At 73.0% G+C, this 20,598-nt stretch carries 15 protein-coding genes; 5 read left to right on the top strand and 10 right to left on the bottom strand.

Annotated features, from left to right (window positions below; all coding sequences use genetic code 11):
* Positions 1-119: 119 nt before the first annotated feature.
* Positions 120-959: a S1C family serine protease gene (locus ABTZ99_RS35190; RefSeq protein WP_498784590.1), complete on the bottom strand. Its 840-nt coding sequence runs from the start codon at positions 957-959 to the stop codon at positions 120-122.
* 45 nt (positions 960-1,004) lie between these two features.
* Positions 1,005-3,131 (bottom strand): putative bifunctional diguanylate cyclase/phosphodiesterase, encoded by a 2,127-nt coding sequence (locus ABTZ99_RS35195; protein ID WP_499617598.1) that lies wholly within the window; start codon positions 3,129-3,131, stop codon positions 1,005-1,007.
* A 203-nt stretch (positions 3,132-3,334) separates the two neighbouring features.
* Between ABTZ99_RS35195 and ABTZ99_RS35200 the strand changes: the two genes are divergently transcribed.
* Complete coding sequence (locus ABTZ99_RS35200) at positions 3,335-4,204, top strand: NAD(P)-dependent oxidoreductase (protein ID WP_499617600.1); 870 nt, start codon at positions 3,335-3,337, stop codon at positions 4,202-4,204.
* A 134-nt stretch (positions 4,205-4,338) separates the two neighbouring features.
* Here ABTZ99_RS35200 and ABTZ99_RS35205 read toward each other — a convergent pair whose 3' ends face one another.
* From ABTZ99_RS35205 to ABTZ99_RS35215, 3 genes are read right to left on the bottom strand one after another with little or no spacing between them, the layout of a single operon-like run.
* The gene (locus ABTZ99_RS35205; RefSeq protein ID WP_498784596.1) at positions 4,339-5,103 is read right to left on the bottom strand and encodes an ESX secretion-associated protein EspG; all 765 of its coding nucleotides are present in this window, start codon (positions 5,101-5,103) and stop codon (positions 4,339-4,341) included.
* The gene (locus tag ABTZ99_RS35210; RefSeq protein WP_498784598.1) at positions 5,100-6,752 is read right to left on the bottom strand and encodes a PPE domain-containing protein; all 1,653 of its coding nucleotides are present in this window, start codon (positions 6,750-6,752) and stop codon (positions 5,100-5,102) included. Before ABTZ99_RS35210 ends, ABTZ99_RS35205 begins: the two co-directional genes overlap by 4 nt.
* A 13-nt stretch (positions 6,753-6,765) precedes the next feature.
* Positions 6,766-7,182: a hypothetical protein gene (locus tag ABTZ99_RS35215; RefSeq protein ID WP_498784600.1), complete on the bottom strand. Its 417-nt coding sequence runs from the start codon at positions 7,180-7,182 to the stop codon at positions 6,766-6,768.
* A gap of 156 nt (positions 7,183-7,338) precedes the next feature.
* Here ABTZ99_RS35215 and ABTZ99_RS35220 point away from each other — a divergent pair, with 156 nt between their 5' ends.
* Both ABTZ99_RS35220 and ABTZ99_RS35225 read left to right on the top strand, forming a co-directional pair.
* Positions 7,339-10,074, top strand: a complete 2,736-nt coding sequence (locus ABTZ99_RS35220; RefSeq protein ID WP_498784602.1) for an AfsR/SARP family transcriptional regulator — start codon at positions 7,339-7,341, stop codon at positions 10,072-10,074.
* Positions 10,075-10,158: 84 nt separating this feature from the next.
* Positions 10,159-10,947 carry a hypothetical protein gene (locus tag ABTZ99_RS35225; RefSeq protein ID WP_499617603.1) on the top strand — a complete coding sequence of 263 codons (789 nt, stop codon included), beginning with the start codon at positions 10,159-10,161 and terminating at the stop codon, positions 10,945-10,947.
* 13 nt (positions 10,948-10,960) lie between these two features.
* Here the strand turns inward: ABTZ99_RS35225 and ABTZ99_RS35230 are convergent, their stop codons facing one another.
* Positions 10,961-11,785 (bottom strand): hypothetical protein, encoded by an 825-nt coding sequence (locus ABTZ99_RS35230; RefSeq protein WP_499617605.1) that lies wholly within the window; start codon positions 11,783-11,785, stop codon positions 10,961-10,963.
* 69 nt (positions 11,786-11,854) lie between these two features.
* Positions 11,855-13,510 carry an FAD-binding dehydrogenase gene (locus ABTZ99_RS35235; RefSeq protein ID WP_499617607.1) on the bottom strand — a complete coding sequence of 552 codons (1,656 nt, stop codon included), beginning with the start codon at positions 13,508-13,510 and terminating at the stop codon, positions 11,855-11,857.
* Positions 13,511-13,578: 68 nt separating this feature from the next.
* On the opposite strand from ABTZ99_RS35235, the gene ABTZ99_RS35240 reads away from it, so the two are divergent.
* Positions 13,579-14,052 (top strand): cupin domain-containing protein, encoded by a 474-nt coding sequence (locus ABTZ99_RS35240; protein ID WP_498784610.1) that lies wholly within the window; start codon positions 13,579-13,581, stop codon positions 14,050-14,052.
* 453 nt (positions 14,053-14,505) lie between these two features.
* On the opposite strand, the gene ABTZ99_RS35245 is transcribed toward ABTZ99_RS35240, so the two are convergent.
* Positions 14,506-15,336, bottom strand: coding sequence for a hypothetical protein (locus ABTZ99_RS35245; RefSeq protein ID WP_499617609.1), 831 nt, complete (start codon positions 15,334-15,336; stop codon positions 14,506-14,508).
* 257 nt (positions 15,337-15,593) lie between these two features.
* Between ABTZ99_RS35245 and ABTZ99_RS35250 the strand changes: the two genes are divergently transcribed.
* Positions 15,594-18,839, top strand: a complete 3,246-nt coding sequence (locus tag ABTZ99_RS35250; RefSeq protein WP_499617611.1) for a S8 family serine peptidase — start codon at positions 15,594-15,596, stop codon at positions 18,837-18,839.
* A 93-nt stretch (positions 18,840-18,932) separates the two neighbouring features.
* On the opposite strand, the gene ABTZ99_RS35255 is transcribed toward ABTZ99_RS35250, so the two are convergent.
* Together ABTZ99_RS35255 and ABTZ99_RS35260 are read right to left on the bottom strand one after the other, a co-directional pair.
* The gene (locus ABTZ99_RS35255) at positions 18,933-19,352 is read right to left on the bottom strand and encodes a hypothetical protein (protein WP_498784616.1); all 420 of its coding nucleotides are present in this window, start codon (positions 19,350-19,352) and stop codon (positions 18,933-18,935) included.
* 63 nt (positions 19,353-19,415) lie between these two features.
* Positions 19,416-20,561 carry a mechanosensitive ion channel family protein gene (locus ABTZ99_RS35260; protein WP_498784618.1) on the bottom strand — a complete coding sequence of 382 codons (1,146 nt, stop codon included), beginning with the start codon at positions 20,559-20,561 and terminating at the stop codon, positions 19,416-19,418.
* Positions 20,562-20,598: the final 37 nt, after the last annotated feature.

Raw genomic sequence — 20,598 nt, forward strand, 5'->3', positions numbered from 1 at the left:
GGGGGGGGGCTTTCCGGGGCCCGCCACCCCCCCCCACTGGCCGCGGCCCCGGTGGGGCCCGGGGGGCCGCGCCGGGGGGCGGGGGCCCCCCGGGCCGCACGCCGCCGCACCAGCGGTGCTCACAGCCGGTCGACGAGCTGCCGCACCTGGTTGGACGGGATCGCGAAGCCGATGCCCACGCTGCCCGCCTCGCCGCCGTCCGACGCGGGCGAGTAGATCGCCGAGTTGATGCCGATCACCCGGCCCGCCGAGTCGACCAGCGGCCCGCCCGAGTTGCCGGGGTTGATCGACGCGTCGGTCTGGATCGCCTGGTAGCTGACCGTCGAGGAGCCGCGGCGGCCGGTCGACGTGCCCGGCACGGTGACCTCGCGGTCGAGCGCGCTGACGATCCCGGACGTCACGGTGCCCTGGAGGCCCTCCGGCGAACCGATCGCCACGACCTCGTCACCGATCTTCACCTGATCGGAGTCGCCGAACGTCGCCGGCGTCAGCCCGCTCACGCCCGACGCCTGCACGACCGCCAGGTCGCTCGACGCGTCGGCGCCCACCACGGTGGCGTCCACGGTCCGCCCGTCGCTCAACGTCACCGTCACCTTCTGCGCGCCCGCGACCACGTGGTTGTTGGTCAGGATCCGCCCGTCCGGGGTCAGCACCACCCCGGAACCGAGGCCCTGCCCCTGCGCCGACACCACGTTCACCTGCACCACGCTCGGCAGCACGCGCGCCGCGACGCCCGAGACGTCCAAAGCGGACGACGCGTTCCGCGCGACCTGGCCGCCGCTCACCGGCGCCTGCGCGGTGGACGAGGCGTTCAGCGCGCCGACCACCCCGCCGGTGGCGCCACCGACCAGGGCGGCGACCAGCGCCGCCGAGGTCACGACCGCACCGGTCCGACGCCGCCAGAACGGCGCCCGCTCCTGCAACGACCCGCTCACGGCGGGGAAGTCCTCTGTCGTCATGGCCCCAGGCTCGTCCCCGACCCTATGCGCAGCCTGAGCGCCGGGTCAGGACTTGCCAAGAATCCCGCGGACGTCGTCGGCCGTCAGCAACGCCGACCCGAACAGCGGACCCTGCGCGCCCGTCACGCCCAGCTCCACCAGCCGCCGCGCCTCGAACTCCGTGCGCACGCCCGCCGCGTACAGCGGCAGCCCCAACGTGCGCGACCACGTGAGCAGCGCCACGGCCGCGCTCTCCTCGATCCGGCCCGCGCCCTCCGCCAGCCCGTACACCGGCGAGCCCTGGAACTTCACCGCGGTCAGCGGTATCCGCCGCAGCCGGTCGATCGGCACGTTGCCGCCGCCGACCTGGTCGAGCACCAGCCGCACGCCGTCCTCGGCCAGGTACGTCAGCTCGTCGACCTGGTCGTCGTTGATCAGCGCGGGCAGCTGCTCGCCCAGCTCGAACTGCAGCAGCCGCGCGGGCAGCCCGCCGTCGCGCAACGCCCGCCGCACGGTCGCCACCAGCTCCGGCTCCTGGCACTCCCGGGCGGTCAGGTCCATGCTCAGCACGGGCGCGGCGTCGCCGAACTCGGCGTGCCAGCGGCCCGCGTCGGCGCACGCCCGCGCGATGGCCCACTGGCCCAGCCGGGCCGCCATCCCGGTGCACGTCGACAGCGACACCAGCTCCTGCGGGTCGAGCACGCCCTCCGTCGGGTGGTCCCACCGCAACCGCGCCTCGACGGCCAGCAGCGCGCCGTCGGCCAGCGAGTGCACCGGCTCGTAGTCGACCCGGAACTCGCCCTGCTCCAGCCCGCCCGCGATGGACGCCGCCAACCGCATCCGGGCCCGTTCCCGCTGGTCGCGCTCCTTGTCGTAGAGCGCCCACTGCGCCTTGCCGTCGTCCTTGGCCCACCGCACGGTCAGGTCGACGCACCGCAGCAGCTCGGCCGCGTCCGCACCGCGCGCGGGCCGCACCACGATGCCGACGCTGGCGGTCACGCCGATGCCGTCGTCGCCCACCCACACGGGTTCGGCGAACCGCTCGACGGCGGACTCGGCGAGCGTCACCACCGTGCGCACGTCCGCGGGGTCGCGGATCAGCACGGCGAACTCGTCCGGCCCGATCCGGGCCAGCTGCCCGACCCCGTCGAACACCGACCGCAGGTGCCCGGCGACCGCGGTGAGGATCCGGTTGCCGACCTCGTGCCCGTAGGCGTCGTTGACCACCCGGAAGCCGTCGAGGTCGAACACGACCAGCGCGAGCGTCGCGGGGCCGCGGGAGCCGACCGCGCCCTCCAGCCAGCCGACGAACTGCGACCGGTTCGCCAGGCCGGTCTGCATGTCGTGCAGGCTCTGCCGCACCAGTTGGGACTGCAGCGCCCGGACCTCGTCCAGGCTCTCGATCATCGTGACGTAGAAGGCGGGCGCGCCGTCGTCGTCGCGCAGCAGGGCGAGGGCGATGAGGACGTTGACCAGCTCGCCGTCGGCGCGGACCAGCCGGGTCTCGCTGCGCACGTGCTCGTGCCCCGCGTGTAAGAGCTGGGCGGCGCGGGAGATCACCTCGCGCTCGTCCGGGTGGACCAGGTCGCGGCCGAGCGTCCCGATCAGCTCCTCGGCGGTGCGGTCCACCATCGCGAGCATGGCGTCGTTGCAGTCGAGGATCACGCCTTCGGCGTCGGAGACCGCGATGGCCAACGCCGAGGTCCGGAACACGGCGCGGAACTTCGCCTCACTCGCCCGGACCGCGGATTCGGTCGACCGGGTGGATCTCAGCTCGTGGTGCTGTTCCTGCTCGTCCAGCGTGCGTTGGCACAGGGCGTCGGTGAACCCGGCGGCGAGCGCGCCCAGGGCGGCCATCAGGCGGCCGGGCTCGACGTCGGCGGCCAGGTGTTCGCCGACGAACGCGAGCGTGCGCTCCAGCGTCTCGGAGGTCGCCAGGCCGTGCTCGACCAGCCCGCGGCCGACCTCGCGCGCCGTCGCGGTCGACCCGTCGTCGCGGACGGCGGCGCGCAGGGTGGCGGTGAGCCCGGTGAGGAGGTCTTCCAGCCGTTCGTCGGGCCACTCGTCGGGAGCGCCGGAGGACGCGTCGGACGGGACCGCGGACGGCGCGATGGCGGCGGCCCACTCGCGTGCGAAGGCGACCCGGGGTTGGCCGGGCTCGTCACCGAGTCTCGCCGCGTCTGCCGTCGTCATTCGGCTCTGGGTGCCATTCGTCGCTCCGACATGCGAATTCCCCGACTATTGTCACTCGAATGGGTTAATGCGGACCGTGGGTCCCGGTCAGCTTACTTCCCACCGGTCGGCGTTCGGCAAGACGATCAGCGCTTCTCTTCAGCGGGGCGTGATCTCGGGGTCGGCTTGACCTCTAGTAAACCTGAGGTTTTAGCGTCGGGTCCATGGCTGTCACTGTGTTGGGCTTGGGGGAGATGGGGAGCGCGCTCGCGGCGGCGTTCCTCGACGGCGGGCAGCGGACCACGGTGTGGAACCGCTCTCCGGGCAAGGCGGACGCGCTCGTCGCCAAGGGCGCGGTGGGCGCGTCGACGGCGGCGGAGGCCGTGGCCGGTGGTGATCTCGTCGTGGTGAACGTGAAGGGCAACGACGCGGCGCGGTCGATCCTGGCGTCGGCCGGGTCGTTGGCGGGGCGGGTCGTGGTGAACCTGACCGACGGGACGTCCGGTGAGGCGCGTGAAGTGGCTTCGTGGGCCGTGGAACGCGGTGCGGAGTACGTCCACGGGCAGATCATGACCATCGCGCCGGCGATCGGTCACCCGGATTCGGTGTTGTTCTTCGGCGGTGACGAGGGCGCTTATAAGCGCTACCGCGACGTGTTGTCGTTGTTGGGTGGCGGCGGGAAATTCCTCGGGGACGATGCGGGCGCGCCGGCGCTGTTCGGGCTGGCGATGAACGGCACGATGTGGGGCACGCTCAACGGGTTCCTGCACGCGGCGGCGTTGTTGTCGAGCCAGGGCGTGGAGGTGAAGCGGTTCGTGGAGGAGGCGGCGGCGTCGTTGACCGGGCTGCTCGGCTACCTGCCGTCGTTGGCGGAGGAGGTGGACCGGGGTGAGTACGCGGTGCCGTTCGGCGCGTTGAAGCACCACCTGCCGGCCGTGGACGACCTGGTGCGGGAGAGCCGGGAGCGGGGGATCGACGTGGAGTTCCCGTCGTACACGCAGCAGTTGCTGCGTGCCGTGGTCGAGGACGGGCACGGTGACGACAGCTACTCGCGGGTGGTGGAGCGGTTCCGGGCCGGGTCGACCGCGTCCTGAGCGTTGGACTCGGGGTCCTGAGCGTCGGACACGCGAGGACCTGAGCGTGGGGCACGCGGGGCCTGGAGGTTCGACACGCGGGGCCTGGAGGTGGGCTCACGGGGGTGAGTCCGCAGTCCAGGCCCCGCGTGCGGTCAGGAGACGGTGGAGAGGACCGAGGCGATCCGGGTGGCGATGCGGTCGTTGTCGGTCGGGGCGAGGCTGAGCCAGCCGTCCTCGTGGACCATCAGGTAGCGGCCCTGGGGGGTGTCGAACCACGTGATCAGGGCGCCGGCCCGCTCACGGCGGTAGCCGCCGCCCACGCTGACCCCGAACTGGCCGCCCGCGACCCGGCTCGCGGCCAGCTCGCTGACCGCGGTCGCGTCCTCGCGCGAGAGCCCGGCCTTCTGCAGAGCCTCCCGCTCGTCCAGCTCGCCGCTGCCCCACGGGTCGTCGCCGTCGTCGTCCGCCTGCTCGTCCTGCAGCGCGACGGCCGCGTTCAAGGTCTCCAGCCGCAGCGACAACGCGCTGCCCGGCCCCGCGGACCCGTCCGGCAGCACCTCGACGATCGACCTGGCCAACGCCGTCGGCCGGATCTCCAAGACCCCGATGGAGCCGCTGTCGATCACCGCCAACGCCGCCCGCTGCCCGTCGGACACGGCCACCGCCCGCACCGACCGGTCCACGTGGGCGATCGCGTCGACGGCCACCTCGTGGTCGCCGAGCAGCCGGAGCAGCGCCACCAGGCGCGGGTCGGGCTCGCCGTACGCGGCGAGCACCTCCTCCCGCAACCGCTTGCGCTCCTCCTCGGAGTCGCCGAGGCTCGGCACGTCCAGCGGGTAGGGCAGCCGGCCGAGGTCGAGGTGGTGCCACAGCACGTCCAGCTCTCGCGGCGTGAGCACGAACTCGGGGTCGATCACGGCTGGTCGCCCTTCTTCTTGGGCTTGGCGCCACCGATCACCGACGGGGGCAGGTTCTCACCCGGCACCTCGAAGATGTCCTCGCCGCGGATGTACGCCGCGGCGCGGTGCTCCTTGTCCTCGCCGCCCTGACCGCCCGCGCCGGCGCCGCCCATCGGCGCGCCACCGGCCATCGGGGTCCCCGCCGCCGCGCCGCCGGGACCGAAGCCGCCGACGGGCATCGGGCCGCGCGGGCCCGCGTTGCCGATCGCGCCGGTCGAGCCGCCCGCGGCCAGCGAGCCGCCGCCACCCGCGCCGCCGGAACCGGTCGGGCCGAAGCCACCGGCGCCACCACCGCCGCCGAAGCCGCCGGGGGGCATGCCACCGCCGGGCATCCGCGCGCCGGGCACGCCGCCACCGCCGCCACCGCCACCGCCGCCGGGCATGCCGGGCAGCGGGGGCGTGCCGGGGCTGCCGGCCGGGACGTAGGTCGGCGGCTTCACGCCGGGCGGCAGGGTGCCGCCACCCTGGCGGGGCGCGGTGTTCGGGTTGGCCGGCTGGTACGGCGGCACGTACCCGCTGCCGCCGGGCGGGGTGTAGCCGCTGTTGGCCGGCGGCGTGTAGGTGTAGTTGCCACCACCGGACGGCGGGGTGTACGGGTTCGCCACCGGCACCTGGGCCGCCGCCGCGGCGGCCGTCGTGCCCTCGGGCCGGTACATCGGCTGCGGGCTCGACGGCATCGACGGAGCCGTCGGCGCCGACGCGCCGCTGGCGTACGTGCCGCTGCCGTACGACCCGGGGGCCGTCTGGTAGGACGCCGCGGCGGGCGAGTACCCGCCCGGCTGCGTGGCGGGCGTCGACTGCGACGGCTGGTAGGCCTGCGCCGGCTCCATCGGCCGCAACGCCTGCATCTGCTGCGCCGGCTGCGTCGCCGTGTACGCCGAGGGGGCCGTGGCGCCGCCCGCGCCGCCGACGCTGTCCGCCGCCGCGCCCGCCAACGTGGCGGTCGACGTGGCCCGCATCAGCGCGACCTGCGGCTCCTCGGTGCGGCCGGTGACCGGGTTGAACGGCGCGCTGAACTGCGGCGTGGTCTGGTCGACCGCCTGCGACTCGCGCTCCATCGTGCTCATGACCGTCACGGCGTGCTCGTGCAGCGCCCGCGCGTGCTCGTTGGCCGCCTGCACGTCCGCGGCGGAGCTGGCCAGGCCCTGGATGCCGCCCGCGGTGAACACGCCGGTGGCCTGGTCCCAGTTGAACTCGACCGGCTCGGGCATGCTGGCCCGCGCGTTCTCCATGATCTGGCTCTCGTCCTGCACCCGCTTGCCGACCTCGACCGCGGTCTCGGCGGTGTGCGTGACCCAGTCGGCCAGGCCCTTGATCGCCAGTCGCGCCGCGTCGGCCGCGTCGCCCGTCCAGCCGGACTCGCTGACCGCGACCCGCTCGTTGATCAGCCGCGCGGCCTCGGTGAGCTCGGTGCCGAACTGGCCCCACTCCGCGCCGATCTCGCCCGTCTGACCGGGGTCGTTGTTGTTGTGCACCGCCTCGTACAGCTCGCGGTGCGACCGGGACGCCCAGTTCTGGGTGTCGGTCAGGACCAGGTCGATCTCCCGCTCTTCCCGGGCCAACCGCCTCGCCTCGTCGGCCCGCAGTTCCACGCGCTCCGTCGCCATCGTCGCCAGCCCCCTAGTTCCCGCTCAGCTTGCGCAGCTCGACGCTGCTCTCGTCGTCGACGGCGGTGAAGTTGCGGATCGCGTTCTGCACCGAGTCGTGCGTCTGCTGGAGCACCTCGCGGTAGGCCGTCATCACGGCCACGAACGACCGAGGGTCGCCGTCCGCGCGGGCTTCGAACTTCTGCGCCAGCCGGTCGCCGACGGGGTTGCGGCCGATGGGCGCGGGACGGGCCAGCCGGCCGGCGCGCTCCAGCCACGAGTCGACCTGGTCCATCTGCTCCAGGAGCATCTTGCGCAGTTCCTCGCCGGTGGCGGGATCGAGCGACACCCGGCCGGAGTTCACGGTCTCCTGGAGGGCCACGACCTGACCGTTGACGGTCGGGACCTCCTGGGGCGGGGCCACTTCACCCCCGTTTTCGGCGATGTACATCGGTATCCCTCGCGAAGGCAGCCTGCTGGACGAAACCGACCGTTCACCGGTGCTCCAACGCCCGGCCAACGCGCGCCCAACGCGGCCCGCCGGAGTGCGGTGACGACTGTGGGAAACTCTTCGACTACACGGTGACAACGCCGAAAGGGCTTGCGGATGCGGGTGAACCTGCTTGGCCCCGTCGAGCTGGTTTCCGCAGGTGGGGAAGCCGTTCGGCTGGGCGCGGCCAAGCGGCGGACGGTCCTGGCGGCGCTCGCGCTGGAGCTCAACCGCGTGGTGTCCGGCGACCGGCTGCTGGAGCTGGTGTGGGACGGCTCACCACCGCCTCAGGCCAAAGCCGCCCTCCAAGGACATATCGCCCAACTCCGCAAGGTCCTCGCCGGCGGTGTAGCGCTCGTCACCCGCGCGCCCGGCTACGTCCTGACCGCCGAGCGCGCGGCCGTCGACGTGTTCCGGTTCGAGGACCTGCTGGTGAGCGCGCGCGAGGCGACGGACGCCGACGCCGTGCGGCTGCTGCGGGAGGCGTTGGCGCTGTGGCGCGGCCCGGTGCTGGCCGACGTGCCCGGCGACCAGCTGCGGGAGGCGGTGTCGGCGCGGCTGGAGGAGCTGCGGCTGGTGGCCGTGCAGGAGCTGGCGACCCGGCTGTCGCGGCTGGACCGGGCGGCCGAGGCGGTGTCCGGGCTGCGCGACGCGGTGGACGCCAACCCGTTGCGCGAGGCGCTGGTGTCGCGGTTGGTGCTGGCGCTGCACTGGACCGGTCGGCAGGCCGAGGCGCTGGCGCTGTTCCACCGGACGCGGGAGCGGCTGGCCGACGAGCTCGGCGTCGACCCGGGGCCGGAGCTGCGCGAGGCCTACCAGACCGTGCTGGCGGGCGACACCGCGCCGTCGACGCCGGTGGACCGCGCGCCCGCCCAGCTGCCGCGCGAGCACCGGGGGTTCGTCGGGCGTGAGGAGGAGCTGTCGGACCTCGGCGCGGCGCTGAGCGGGCAGGACTCGGCGATCGGGCTGCTGGTCGGTCCGGCCGGCGTCGGCAAGACGGCGCTGGCGCTGCGCTGGGCGCACCGGGTGGCGGGCGACTTCCCGGACGGGCAGCTGTTCGTGAACCTGCGCGGGTTCGACGAGACCGAGCCGCTCGACCCGCGCACGGCGCTGGTCGGGTTCCTGCGGGCGTTGGGGCTGACCGACTCGCAGATCGCGGTGGACCTGGAGGACCAGGCCGCGCAGTACCGGTCGCTGCTGGCCGGGCGGCGGGTGCTGGTGTTCCTGGACAACGCGCGGTCGGCCGAGCAGGTCCGTCCGCTGCTGCCCGGCTCGTCGCGGTGCCTGGTGCTGGTCACGAGCAGGCACCGGCTGGACGACCTGGTGGTGACGGAGGGCGCGTCGTCGCTGCCCGTGCCGACGCTGCCGGAGTCGAGCGCCGAGGACCTGCTGACCGCGGTGCTGGGCCGGCAGCGGATCGAGCAGGAGCCGGACGCGGTGGCGGAGCTGGTGGAGCTGTGCGACCGGCTGCCGCTGGCGCTGCGGATCGCGGGCGCCCGGTTGGCGTCCCGGCCGCGGTGGACGATCCAGTCGCTGGTGGACGAGCTGCGCGACGAGCAGGGGCGGTTGTCGGCGTTGTCGCTGCCGGAGGCGGGGCGCGGGGTGCACGCGGCGCTGGCGGTGAGCTACCGGGAGCTGCCGGAGGGCGCGGCGCGGCTGTTCCGGCGACTGGGCCTGCACCCCGGGACGGACCTGGACAGCTACACGGCGGCGGCGCTGCTGGACATCAACGTGGTCAGCGCGCGGACGCACCTGCGAACGCTGGCCTACGCGAACCTGCTGCACGAGTCGACGCCCGACCGGTACTCGCGGCACGACCTGGTGCGGCTGTTCACCCACCACCTGGCGGCCACGGAGTCCGAAGTGGACAACCAGGTGGCGACGAACCGGCTGCTGGACTACTACCTGCACGTCGCGGACCGGGCGCGGGCCCACCTGTCGGACCACGTGCGGCCGTTCGGACCGGCGGAGCACCGGCCGGCGTCGTTCCCGGAGCTGTCCTCGCACGCGGCGGCGCTGGACTGGTTCACGCTGGAGGAGGCGAACCTCGGGCTCGCGCTGGACATCGCGGTGAACGGTGGGCAGCGGGAGCGCACGTGGCAGCTCGCGCTGTGCCTGGACGCGTTCCACTTCCGGCGCGGCAACCGGCTGGACCGCTTGGCGTTGTGCCGGATCGGGTTGGCGGCGACGCGGTCGCTGGGCGATCGGCACGCCGAGGCGACGTTCCTGCTGCGGTTGGGCTCGACGTTGGCCGACCTGGAGCGGATCGACGAGGCGATCGAGGCGTGCACGCGCGCGGCGGCGCTGGCGGACGGCGACCGCCACCTGGAGCTGGCGGCGTTGGCGAACCTCGGGTACTGCCTGATGGCCGACGACCAGCTGGACCGGGCGCAGGAGACGATCCTGGACGCGCTGGAGGTGGCGCGGGAGGTCGGCGACAACCGGTCGCAGGCGAGCATCCAGAACAACCTGGCCAACGTGCTGCTGCGCAAGCACCAGCCGGAGGAGGCGCTGCGGCACGCGACGGAGGCGCTGGGCCTGTTCCCGGCGGCGCCGTCCAAGGCGCACACGGCGACGCTGCACACCGTGGGCGCCGCGTCCCAGCAGCTGGGCCGTGCCGACGAGGCCCTGGAGTCCTACCGCGCGGGGCTGGCGCTGGCGGCCCGCCTGGGCGACCGCTACCAGGAGGCGTTGTGCCACCGGGCGATCGGGGACGTCCTGGAGCAGTCCGAGGGCCCGGCCGCCGCCCGACCGCACTGGCTGGCCGCCCTGCACCTGTACCGCGACCTGCGCCTGGCCGACGCCGACGACCTGGCCCGCAAGCTGGACCTGACCACCTGCCCGACCCTCTGAAACACCAACGGGCGAATCCGCCCTTCTACGTACCCGGTCGGATGACCGCGCCCCTACATTGGTCCACTACGTCGAGGGGCGGCGATGGTGAACGACGAACCCACCTCCCGGAACGCGGTGGACCGGTCCACCGTCGACACGGTGGTGCAGGCCGGTGTGGTGCACGGCGGCGTCCACGTCGCCAAGCGCGGCCTCCGCTGGTGGCACGCGCTGGTCGCGGTGGCGGCGGTCGGGCTGGTGGTCGGTGGCGCGGCCTTCTACGGGTACTGGTCGCGCGAGCCCGACCTCACGGCCACCGCCGCCTACCAGCCGGACGTCGACCTGCCCGCCGCCGTGCTCGGGGAGGACCTGGGGCCGCAGGACTTCCCGAACGACAAGAGCTGCCGGTCGGTCGTCCGGTGGGCGGTCGAGCGGGGCGGCGCCTACGCGAGCGGCACGGTGGTCCGGCTCAACCTGCACAACCAGGGCGGCACGGCCGTGGTGAACCGCATCGTCGTGCGGGTCACCGAGCGACTGGCGCCGCCGACCGGCACGGCGTTCGGCTGCGACTCGTCCGGCTCGCCCGACCGCGTCGTGGTGGACCTCGACGAGGACAGCCCGATCGTGCGCCACCAGACCCGCGACGGCGGTGCGGGCGCCCCTTACGCGTCGGACACCGTGCAGGAGCTGCCGCACGACGCCACCAAGACCATCGACATCACCCCGATCACCACGAAGTGCCTGTGCCGCTGGCAGATCGACGTCGAGTACACCAGCCGCGGCAAGCCGCGCACCGAGACCGTGACCGGTCCGGATGGCGACTTCGCCACCGCCGCCACGACGGGTGTCGCGCACTCGTACTCGTCGATCGGCACGGGGTGGTCGGGCCGCTAGCCCGACCCGCCGGTCAGCACCCGGTGCGGAACCCCGGCGAACCGGGCTCGGTGCACCAGGCGAAGGTCTCGTCGAGGTCGTAGGTGCGCTGAGCCGCCTCGGTCACGAACGCCTGTCCGTCGCCGTCCCGGTCGAGGACCTTGGTGCGCGGCACGCCGTCCGCGGTGTAGTCGACCTCGACCTGCCACTGGTGGACGTTGTCCATCGCGACGACCGTGCCCACCACCCACCACACGTCGCTGCGGTCCGCGGTCACGGTCTGCGGCAGGGCGTCGCCGTCCCGGAGCGGCTCGTGCACCTCGGCCTCGTGCGCGTGGACCTCGAAGTCGGTCCGCCACCCGCCGCTGTCCAGGGGTTGCTTGCACAGGTACAGGTATCGCGGCTGGTCGCCGACCCAGCGGACGTCCAGGCGGCGGATCCGCAGCGCGGTGACGGTGACGGTCTTGAACGACCTGGGTATCACGGTGATCCGGAGGTCGGTCCGGTGCGCGTCGACGCCGCCGGCCGCACGTGCGGCGCGGTAGGGCGGCGCGCAGTCACCGGCGCCCGCGCGTGAGTCCATCGGAGGTCCGCCGACCTCGGGCAGCCCGTCCGGCCGGGTCCTGATCACCTGCGCCCACGACCCGGGGACGCGCCCGGCGTAGAAGTCGGCGGGCTCGTCCGGTGCGGGGTCGATCCGGCGGTCCGGCTCGGTCGACGTCGAGGGCGACGTCGGTGGCGCGGACGGCACCGCCCCGGTCGCGGGCGGGTCGGCGGTGAGGCGGTAGCCGAACCACGCGGCGGCCACGAGCACCACCACCGCCACCACCGCGACCGCCACCCGCCGTGCCCACGTCATCGACCGAACGTAGCGGCCGGTCCGGCGCGGCGGTCCGCAGTTCTGCCTACTCGAACGGGTGGCGCGCCCTCAGCCGGTCGCTTCCGCGGCGGCGCGGCCCGCCACCCGGCCGGAGAACAGGCAGCCGCCCAGGAACGTGCCCTCCAGCGCGCGGTAGCCGTGGACGCCGCCCCCGCCGAAACCGGACGCCTCACCGGCCGCGTAGACGCCGTCGAGCGGGGTGCCGTCGGCCTTCAGGACGCGGGCCGACAGGTCGGTGTGCAGGCCGCCCAACGTCTTGCGGGTGAGGACGGACAGCCGCACGGCGATCAGCGGCCCGGCCTTCGGGTCCAGCAGCGGGTGCGGCTCGACCACCCGGATCAGCTTGTCAGTGATGAATTTGCGCGCCTCGCGCATGGCGTTGACCTGCATGTCCTTGCCCAGCCCCGAGATCACCTGCCGGTCGCGCTGCACGATGGTCCGCCGCAACGCGGCCGCGTCGATCAACGACGTGCCGGTCAGCTTGTTCATGCCGGCCGCCAGCTCCTCGGGCGTGCGGCCGAAGATGAACTCGTCCGACCGCTTCGCGAACTCCTCCACCGGCGCGACCGCGCCCGGCATCGCCCGCCTCAGCACCGCGCGCACGTCCTTGCCGGTCAGGTCGGGGTTCTGCTCCGACCCGGACAGCGCGAACTCCTTGCCGATGATCTTGGAGTTGAGCACGAACCACGAGTAGCCGTGCCCGGTCTTGACGATGTGCTCCAACGCGCCGAGCGCGTCGAACCCCGGGAACAGCGGGATCGGCAGCCGCGAGCCGGTCGCGTCCAGCCACAGCGACGACGGCCCGGGCAGGATGCGGATGCCGTGCCTGCTCCAGACCGGCGCGTAGTTGGCGATCCCCTCGGGGTAGTGCCACATCCGGTCCTCGTTGATGATCTCGCCGCCGGAGTCCTGCACGACCTTGAGCATCTCGCCGTCCACGTGGTCCGGCACGCCCGACAGCATGTGCTCCGGCGGCGTGCCCAGGCGGGCCGGCCAGTTGCGGCGCACCATCTCGTGGTTCGCGCCGATGCCGCCCGAAGTCACGACCACGGCCTGCGCGCGCAGGTCGAACTCGCCGGACACGGTCCGCGAGCTCGGCTCGCCCCGACCGGCCGTGCTGACCTCCAGCACCTCGCCGCGCACGCCGTCCACCGCGCCGCCGGTCGTGGTCAGCCCGGTCACGCGGTGCCGGAACTTCAGCTGCACCAGGCCGCGCGCCACGCCCTCGCGCACCCGCCGCTCGAACGGCGCCACGATGCCGGGCCCGGTGCCCCACGTCACGTGGAAGCGCGGCACGGAGTTGCCGTGCCCGTCGGCCAGGTACCCGCCGCGCTCCGCCCACTGCACGAGCGGGAACCAGCGCACGCCCATCTCGTGCAGCCAGGCCCGCTTCTCGCCCGCCGCGAAGTTCACGTACGCCTCGGCCCACCGACGCGGCCAGTGGTCGGCGTCGCGGTCGAACGCGGCCGAGCCGAGCCAGTCCTGCAGCGCGAGCTCCGCCGAGTCCTTGACCTTCAACCGCCGCTGCTCCGGGCTGTCCACCAGGAACAACCCGCCGAACGACCAGAACGCCTGACCTCCGAACGAGGCCTCCGGCTCCTGGTCGAGCAGGATGACCTTGCGACCGGCGTCGGCCAGTTCGGCGGTGGCGACCAGGCCCGCCAGGCCGGCGCCGACGACGATGACATCAGCGTCATGGGGCATCGGGCGAGTCTAGATCGAACCGCGGCGGCGGACGAGAGTTGAACATAATTCACTTTTGGAGGGGTTGGGTGTCGTACACAGGGGACGTCGGCGAGGTCAGCGCGGTGTGGCGGCCGGTGGCGGAGGTGCCGACCATCGACCGGCCGCTGACCCAGGCCAGGCTGGTCGGCACCGGCGACGTCACGCGCAAGCAGTTCGGATTGTTCGAGTGGCGGATGGCGCCGCACGCCGGCGGTCCGGCGGCGCACTTCCACAAGACGTTCTCGGAGTCGTTCTACGTGATCTCGGGAACGGTCCGGTTGTTCAACGGCGAGACGTGGGTGAACGCGGTCGCGGGCGATTTCCTCTACGTGCCGGAGGGTGGCGTGCACGCTTTCCGCAACGACGCCGACGAGCCCGCGTCCATGTTGATCCTTTTCGCGCCCGCGCCGCCGCGCGAGGAGTACTTCCGGGAACTGGCCGAGATCGGGGAGTCGGGGCGGCAGTTGAGCCCGCAGGAGTGGACCGAGCTGTACGCCCGTCATGACCAGTACATGGTCTGAGCTGCGGGTTCGTCGGAAGTAAAGGCCGTCGGCCGTCCGGTGGGGGGAACCGTTCGGCCGACGGCGGTCGGGCGTGCGTGGGCGCACCTGCAACGTCTCGGGGAGAGGTGCCGCGCGGGCCTGGGGGGAGGTGCCTCGCGGGCCTGACGTCCGGTGCGGCGTCCACGTGCCGACCAGCAGTAGAACGGGCGGTGACCTGCGGGTGTTCCCCGGATGGCCCGGGGGTGTCGGGGGTCACGGGGAGTATCGGCGAGGCCGGGCGCGAGGCTGCGCGGGGGACGTGTGAAGGGCCTGTGCGGGGGCTGTCGACGGGCTGTCCGGGGGCTGTCGGCGAGCTGGGTGGAGGCCTGTGGGGAGCTGGGTGGAGGGCTCGCGGAGAGTTGGGTCGAGGGATGTGCCGGGGGCAGGTGCGGGGTGTCGGGGGGCTGTGCGGTGCTGTGCGTGCGCCGAGTGTCAGGCGTCACCCCGGAGTTCGGTCATCCGGGCTTCCGCGCCCGCGAGCTTGTCCCGCGCGGTCTCGGCGCGGCGCTTCGCCTTGGCCAGCCTGGTCGACGCCTCCTGCTCCGCCTGCTGCGCCCGGCGCAGTTCGGCGCGCAGCGCGGCGGTGTGCTCCTCGCGCTCGGTCAGGGCCTGCTCGGCCTCCGTGACGGCCGCGTCCGCCTTCCGCACGTCCGCCTGAGCCGTGCCGATGTCCTCACGCGCCCGTTCGAGCTGACGTTCCCGCCGTTGCTCGCGGCGCGGCGCCAGGTCGTCGCGCACCGGGGTCGCGGTCTCGCTCAACGGGCCGAAGCCGGACTGCTCGACCGGCTTGACCAGCCGACCCGCCCGGATCCGCGCGCCGAGCACGGCGTCGGCCAGCGCCGCGGTCAACGTCGTCCGCACCTGCTGCACGGCGTCCGGCCCGAGCGGCTGGCCGGCGTCGCCCGCCAACGTCTCCACCCGCCGCACGAGCGCGCTCAGCACGGCCCGCCGACGCGCGCTCAGCTGCCGCAGCGCGCCCCCGCGCAACTCCTCCTGCGCGGTACGCAGCTCGTCACCCAGAGCGAGCGCCTCGGCCAGGTCGGACGCGTCCCGGCGGGCCAGCAGGTTCAGCGCCCAGGCCGACGAGGTGGGCTTGCGCAGGGCCGAGACCTGCTTGGCCAACGCCTTGTCGCCGCGGTCGGCGGCCAGCCGGGCGTGGGCGTCCCTGGCCGCGACGAACTCCGCCGGCGGCAGGGCGTAGAGCTCGTCGGCTATCCGGTCGATCGGCGCGGTGTCCACGATGCCGACCAGTGTGCTCGCCATCGCGTTGATGTGCGATTTGTTACGGATTTCCACGCTTGGCGGGTGGTTCACCGTTGACAGTGTTTGACATTCGGGCCGGTCGGCTCTTGACTGGAGCTGTCGCGGCCGTTCCGGTGTTCTGCGGCACTTCTCGCGTGTTCGCGCAATAGACCGTTCAGTCCAATGTGGACTTTTCTATTGGTCTGTTCGTCCGATTGTTACCCGGGTGCCGGGGAGATGTGCTTGCGCCAATCTTTCCCCACGAAGGGTTTTGCGCCGTGATCAACTCAGGAAGCCGGTGGAGACACCGCACCAGTGCGGCCTTGCTGGCCGCCGTGCTGGGCACCACTGGGTTCGGCTTCGCCGCCGGCTCGGCCGTCGCGCAGGAAGCGCCCTCCGCGCCTGCGCCCGCGGACAAGCAGCTCGACAAGCAGGACCGGGAGCGCATCGCCCAGGCCGAGCAGGCCGGCCAAGCGAACGTCACCCTCCTCGTCGCCGCCGAAGAGGGCAAGCTGGACTCCGCCGCCAACGACCTCAAGGCCCTCGGCGGCGTGGTCGAGTCCACCGAGCGCGACGTCGACTACCTCAAGGTCTCGGTGCCGCGCGACTCCGCCGAGAAGGCCGCCAAGCTCGCGTCCGTGAACTCGGTGGACGTCGACGGCCTCGTCGTCCTGGACAACCCGCGCCCGGACGGCGCGACGACCCCGCTGCCGCAGACGGCGCCGGGCAAGTCGACGCCCAAGAAGAACCCGTACATGCCGACGCAGGACACCAAGGCGGCGCAGTTCACCGACGAGCACCCCAAGTGGGACGGCCGCGGCACGACGATCGCCATCATGGACTCCGGCATCGACCTGGACCACCCGGCGCTGGCGACCACCTCGACCGGTGAGCGCAAGATCGTCGACTGGTACAACGCCAACGCCACCAACTCCGGTGACGGCACCTGGCTGCAGGTCTCCGGCCGCTACAACGGCAAGTTCACCGTGAGCGGCGCGAGCTACACCGCGCCCGCGGCCGGTGGCCCGTTCAGCTTCGGCCTGTTCCGCGAGACCGCGGGCGACCTGGCCGCGGCCAACAGCGAGACCGGCGGCGACATCAACCGCGACGGCGACCGCGTGGACTCCTTCGGCGTGCTGCAGGACATCACGACCAAGGAAGTCCGGGTCGACACCGACGGCGACGGTGACTTCACCGACCAGACCGCGATGATCGACTACAAGTACAAGAAGGACGTCGGCCACTTCGGCGCGGACAACCCGGCCACGCCGGTGCTGGACACCGTGGCGTTCGTGGTGCAGACCGACAAGTCGAACTACGACGCGGCCGGCACGGCGTGGGTCAACCTCGGCATCTCCGCCGCCGCCCACGGCTCGCACGTCGCGGGCATCACCGCGGCGAACAAGATGTTCGGCGGCAAGATGGCCGGCGCCGCGCCCGGCGCGAAGCTGATGGCCGTCAAGGTCTGCCTGTCCACCCCGTCGTGCACCAACAGCGGCCTGATCGACGGCCTGCTGTACGCGGCGCGCAACGGCGCGGACGTCGTCAACATCTCCATCGGCGGCCTGCCGGCGCTCAACGACGGCAACAACGCGCGTGCGGAGCTCTACAACCGCACCATCGCCGAGTACAACGTGCAGGTGTTCATCTCCGCGGGCAACAGCGGCGCGGGCGCGAACACGGTCGGCGACCCGTCGGTGTCCACGGACGCGATGAGCGTCGGCTCCTACATCACCGCCGACACCTGGCTGTCCAACTACGGCTCGAAGACCACGCAGAAGGAAGGCCTGCACGGCTTCTCGTCGCGCGGTCCGCGTGAGGACGGCGGCTTCAAGCCGAACATCGTCGCGCCCGGCTCGGCGATCTCCACCGTGCCGCAGTGGCAGGTGCCCGGCCCGGTGGCGGGCACCTACGAGCTGCCCGCCGGCTACGCCATGTTCAACGGCACGTCGATGGCCGCGCCCCAGGCGACCGGCGCCGCCGCGCTGCTGATCAGCGCGTACAAGGCCGAGCACAACGGCGAGCGCCCGCCGGTCGCGGCGCTGCGCAACGCGATCCAGTCCGGCGCCAAGTGGGTCTCCACCCTCCAGGCGTACGAGCAGGGCGCGGGCCTGTTCGACACCAAGCGCGCGTGGACGCAGCTCAACGCGCACCCGGAGACGCAGGCGGTCGGCACCTCGGTGACCGTGAACACCGCGCTGTCCGGCCTGCTGGCCACCCCGAACACCGGTGTCGGCATCCACGACCGCGAGGGCGTCGTCGTGGGCAAGGAGTACACCCGCACCTACACCCTGACCCGCACCACGGGCCCGGACCGCAACCAGCAGTTCCTGGTGAACTGGCAGGGCAACGACGGCACGTTCTCGTCGAAGTCCCTGGTCAGCCTGCCGCTGAACAAGCCGGTGACGTTCGACGTCAAGGTCAAGCCGACCAAGGCCGGCGCGCACTCGGCCGTGCTGCGGCTCGACAACCCGGGCACCCGCGGCATCGACGTGTTCACCCTGAACACCGTGTTCGCGGCGGACGAGTTCACCGCGGCGGGCAAGTACGCGGTGACCAAGACCGGCACGATCGCGCGCAACCAGTCGAAGAGCTTCTTCGTGAAGGTGCCCGCGGGCACCAGCGCGCTGAAGGTCGACATGGCGGCGGGCGGCGCCGAGGCGGGCAAGGGCCAGGTCCGGTTCCTGCGCTACGACCCGTACGGCGTGCCGTTCGACACCACGTCCTCGACCAACTGCTACAACCCCGACGCGGGCGCCGGCTGTGCCGGTGGCTCGCCGACCAGCCGCACCGTCAGCAACCCGCTGCCGGGCGTGTGGGAGATCGTGGTCGAGGCCCGGCGCACCTCCGACGCCGACGCCGCGCCGTACTCGGTGACCGCGTCGGTGCTGGGCACGACGGTCAGCCCGAACCCGGACACCATCGAGTCGGCCGTCATCGGCACGCCGGTCAACCGCGAGTACACGGTGACGAACTCGCTGGCCGCGTTCACCGGCAAGCTCGTGGGCGGTTCGCTGTCCAGCGCCCGGATCGACCGGCCGACCATCGCGAACGCGGCGGTCCAGCAGTACGACCTGACCGTGGCTCCGGGCTCGACGTCGCTGCGCGCGACGATCGGCAAGACGAGTGACGTGTCGGCCGACCTCGACCTGTTCGTCTACAACTGCACCACCGGCACCTGCGTGCTGGCCGGTCAGGCGGCGGACGGCGACTCCGAGGAGTCGGTGACGATCAACAACCCCGCCGCCGGCGCGTGGCGGGTGGTGGTCGACGGCTACGAGGTGCCCGCGGGCACCACGGAGTACGACTACATCGACCTGTTCGCCGCCGCGGGCCTCGGCTCCGTCGTGGCGACCGACACCGACTCCGACCGCACCGCCGGCGAGACCTGGACGGTCCCCGCCACGGTGACGGCCGGTGGCCAGGCCGGCGCCGGCCGGGTGCTGCGCGGTGAGCTGACCGTGCAGACCTCGGAAGGCGCGATCGTCGGCCGCGGCGCGGTGATCCTGCGGAACGTGGCCTGACGCCACCCGCCTGAAGACCTCAGGGCCATTCCCGCTCGGCGCGGGGGTGGCCCTGAGCTTTTGGCGGGTGCGGTGACCTCTACCCGCGTTCGGTCAGGGTGTGGGGTCGATGTTGGAGAGCGGCTCGTCCACGTCGACCCGGCTGACGCCCTCGACGGAGGTGACCTCCTCGGCCAGTTCGACCGGGACGGTGAGGCGGACGTAGCCGATGGTGGCGTCGGTGGTCTCCACGGTCCCGCCGAGCCGGTCCACGGCGGCGGCCACCTCGTCGGCCTTGCCGGGCTCGGTGGAGACGGTCAGCCCGACGGTCCGCGCGCCGTCGCGCCTGGCCTGCTCCAACGCGGTCTTGGCCCGGGGGCTGAGCTTGGGCGGCGGCACGGGCAGCGACGATACGCCGACGGGGGTGGTGATCGGTTCCGTGCCGAACGAACCGGTGTCCGCGGGTTGCCGCGCGCAGCCCGCCAGCACCAGTCCGGCCAGTACCAGCCCGGTCATCTCGACGAGTCTTCGCATGCGTCCTCCTGCGGCGGATCCTGCCACCAGGACGGAGCGGGAGGTCAGTGCGGTTGCACGGGGTCAGCGCGGCTGGGCGGGTGTCGACTGCTCCGGGCCGCTGAACGCCTGCACGCGCTCCTGGCCGTCCGCGCTCTCGCCGAAGACCCGGTTGTCCGATGAGCCGTTGGCCGCCGGTGCGGGCGCGGTGGTCGTGGCGCGCGGCAGGTCGCGCACCCTGACCTGGGGCAGCGCGCCGGGGTGCCGGGCACGCAGCCAGCCGACCAGGTGCTCGCGCGCGACGCACCGCAGGTCCCACAGCCGCCCGGCGTCCGAAGCGCTCACCAGCGCGCGGACTCGCACGAACGACCCGACCGCGTCGGTCACCTGGAGCACGCACACCCGGCCGTCCCAGAGGTCGCTCGTCTCCAGCGCCTGCCGCAGCTCCTGCCGCAGTTCCTCCACCGGCACGGTCCAGTCGAGGTCCAGCTCCACCGTGCCGAGCAGCGCCGACTGGGTCCGCGTCCAGTTCTCGAACGGCGTCTTGAGGAAGTAGGCGGTGGGCAGGATCAGCCGCCGGTCGTCCCACAGGTGCACGACCACGTAGGTGAGGGTGATGTCCTCGACGCGGCCCCACTGGTCCTCCACGACCACGACGTCGTCCAGCCGCAACGCGTCGCTGAACGCGATCTGCACGCCCGCGAACACGTTGCCCAGCAACGACTGCGCCGCGAGCGCGGCGATGGCGCCGATCACACCGGCGGAGGCCAGCAGGCTCGTCCCGGCCGCACGGGCGGCGGGGAACGTCATCAGCACGGTCGCCGCCGCCAGCACGCCCACCACGACCACGGTGACGCGGCGGACCAGCGTGATCTGCGTGTGCACGCGGCGGGCGTGCCGGTTGTCCGACACGTCGACCCGGATGCGCGCCAGCGTCGCGTCCTCGATCACCACCAGCAGGGCGGCCAGCAGCCACGCGCCGGCCAGGATCAGCGCTATCCCGGTCGCGTGCAGGGCGACCGGCCGCCAGTCGCCGCGCGCCACCACGCCGAGGGAGAACTGCACCGCCACCAGCACCGCCACCGCCAGCGCGGGCCGGTGGGCGTGCCGCGCCAGCCCGGCGAACAGGGCGGAGCGGCGTCCGATGCGGCGGACCACGCGGTGGACGAGGGTGACGGCGAGCAGTGCGACCAGCAGCGAGCCGGCGAACGTGAGCACGGCGACCAGCACGGACGGGCACCTCCCAGTGGTTGAGGTTTCCAGCGTC

Origin of the sequence: Actinosynnema sp. NPDC002837 (assembly GCF_040295345.1) — a bacterium.
GTDB lineage: Bacteria > Actinomycetota > Actinomycetes > Mycobacteriales > Pseudonocardiaceae > Actinosynnema.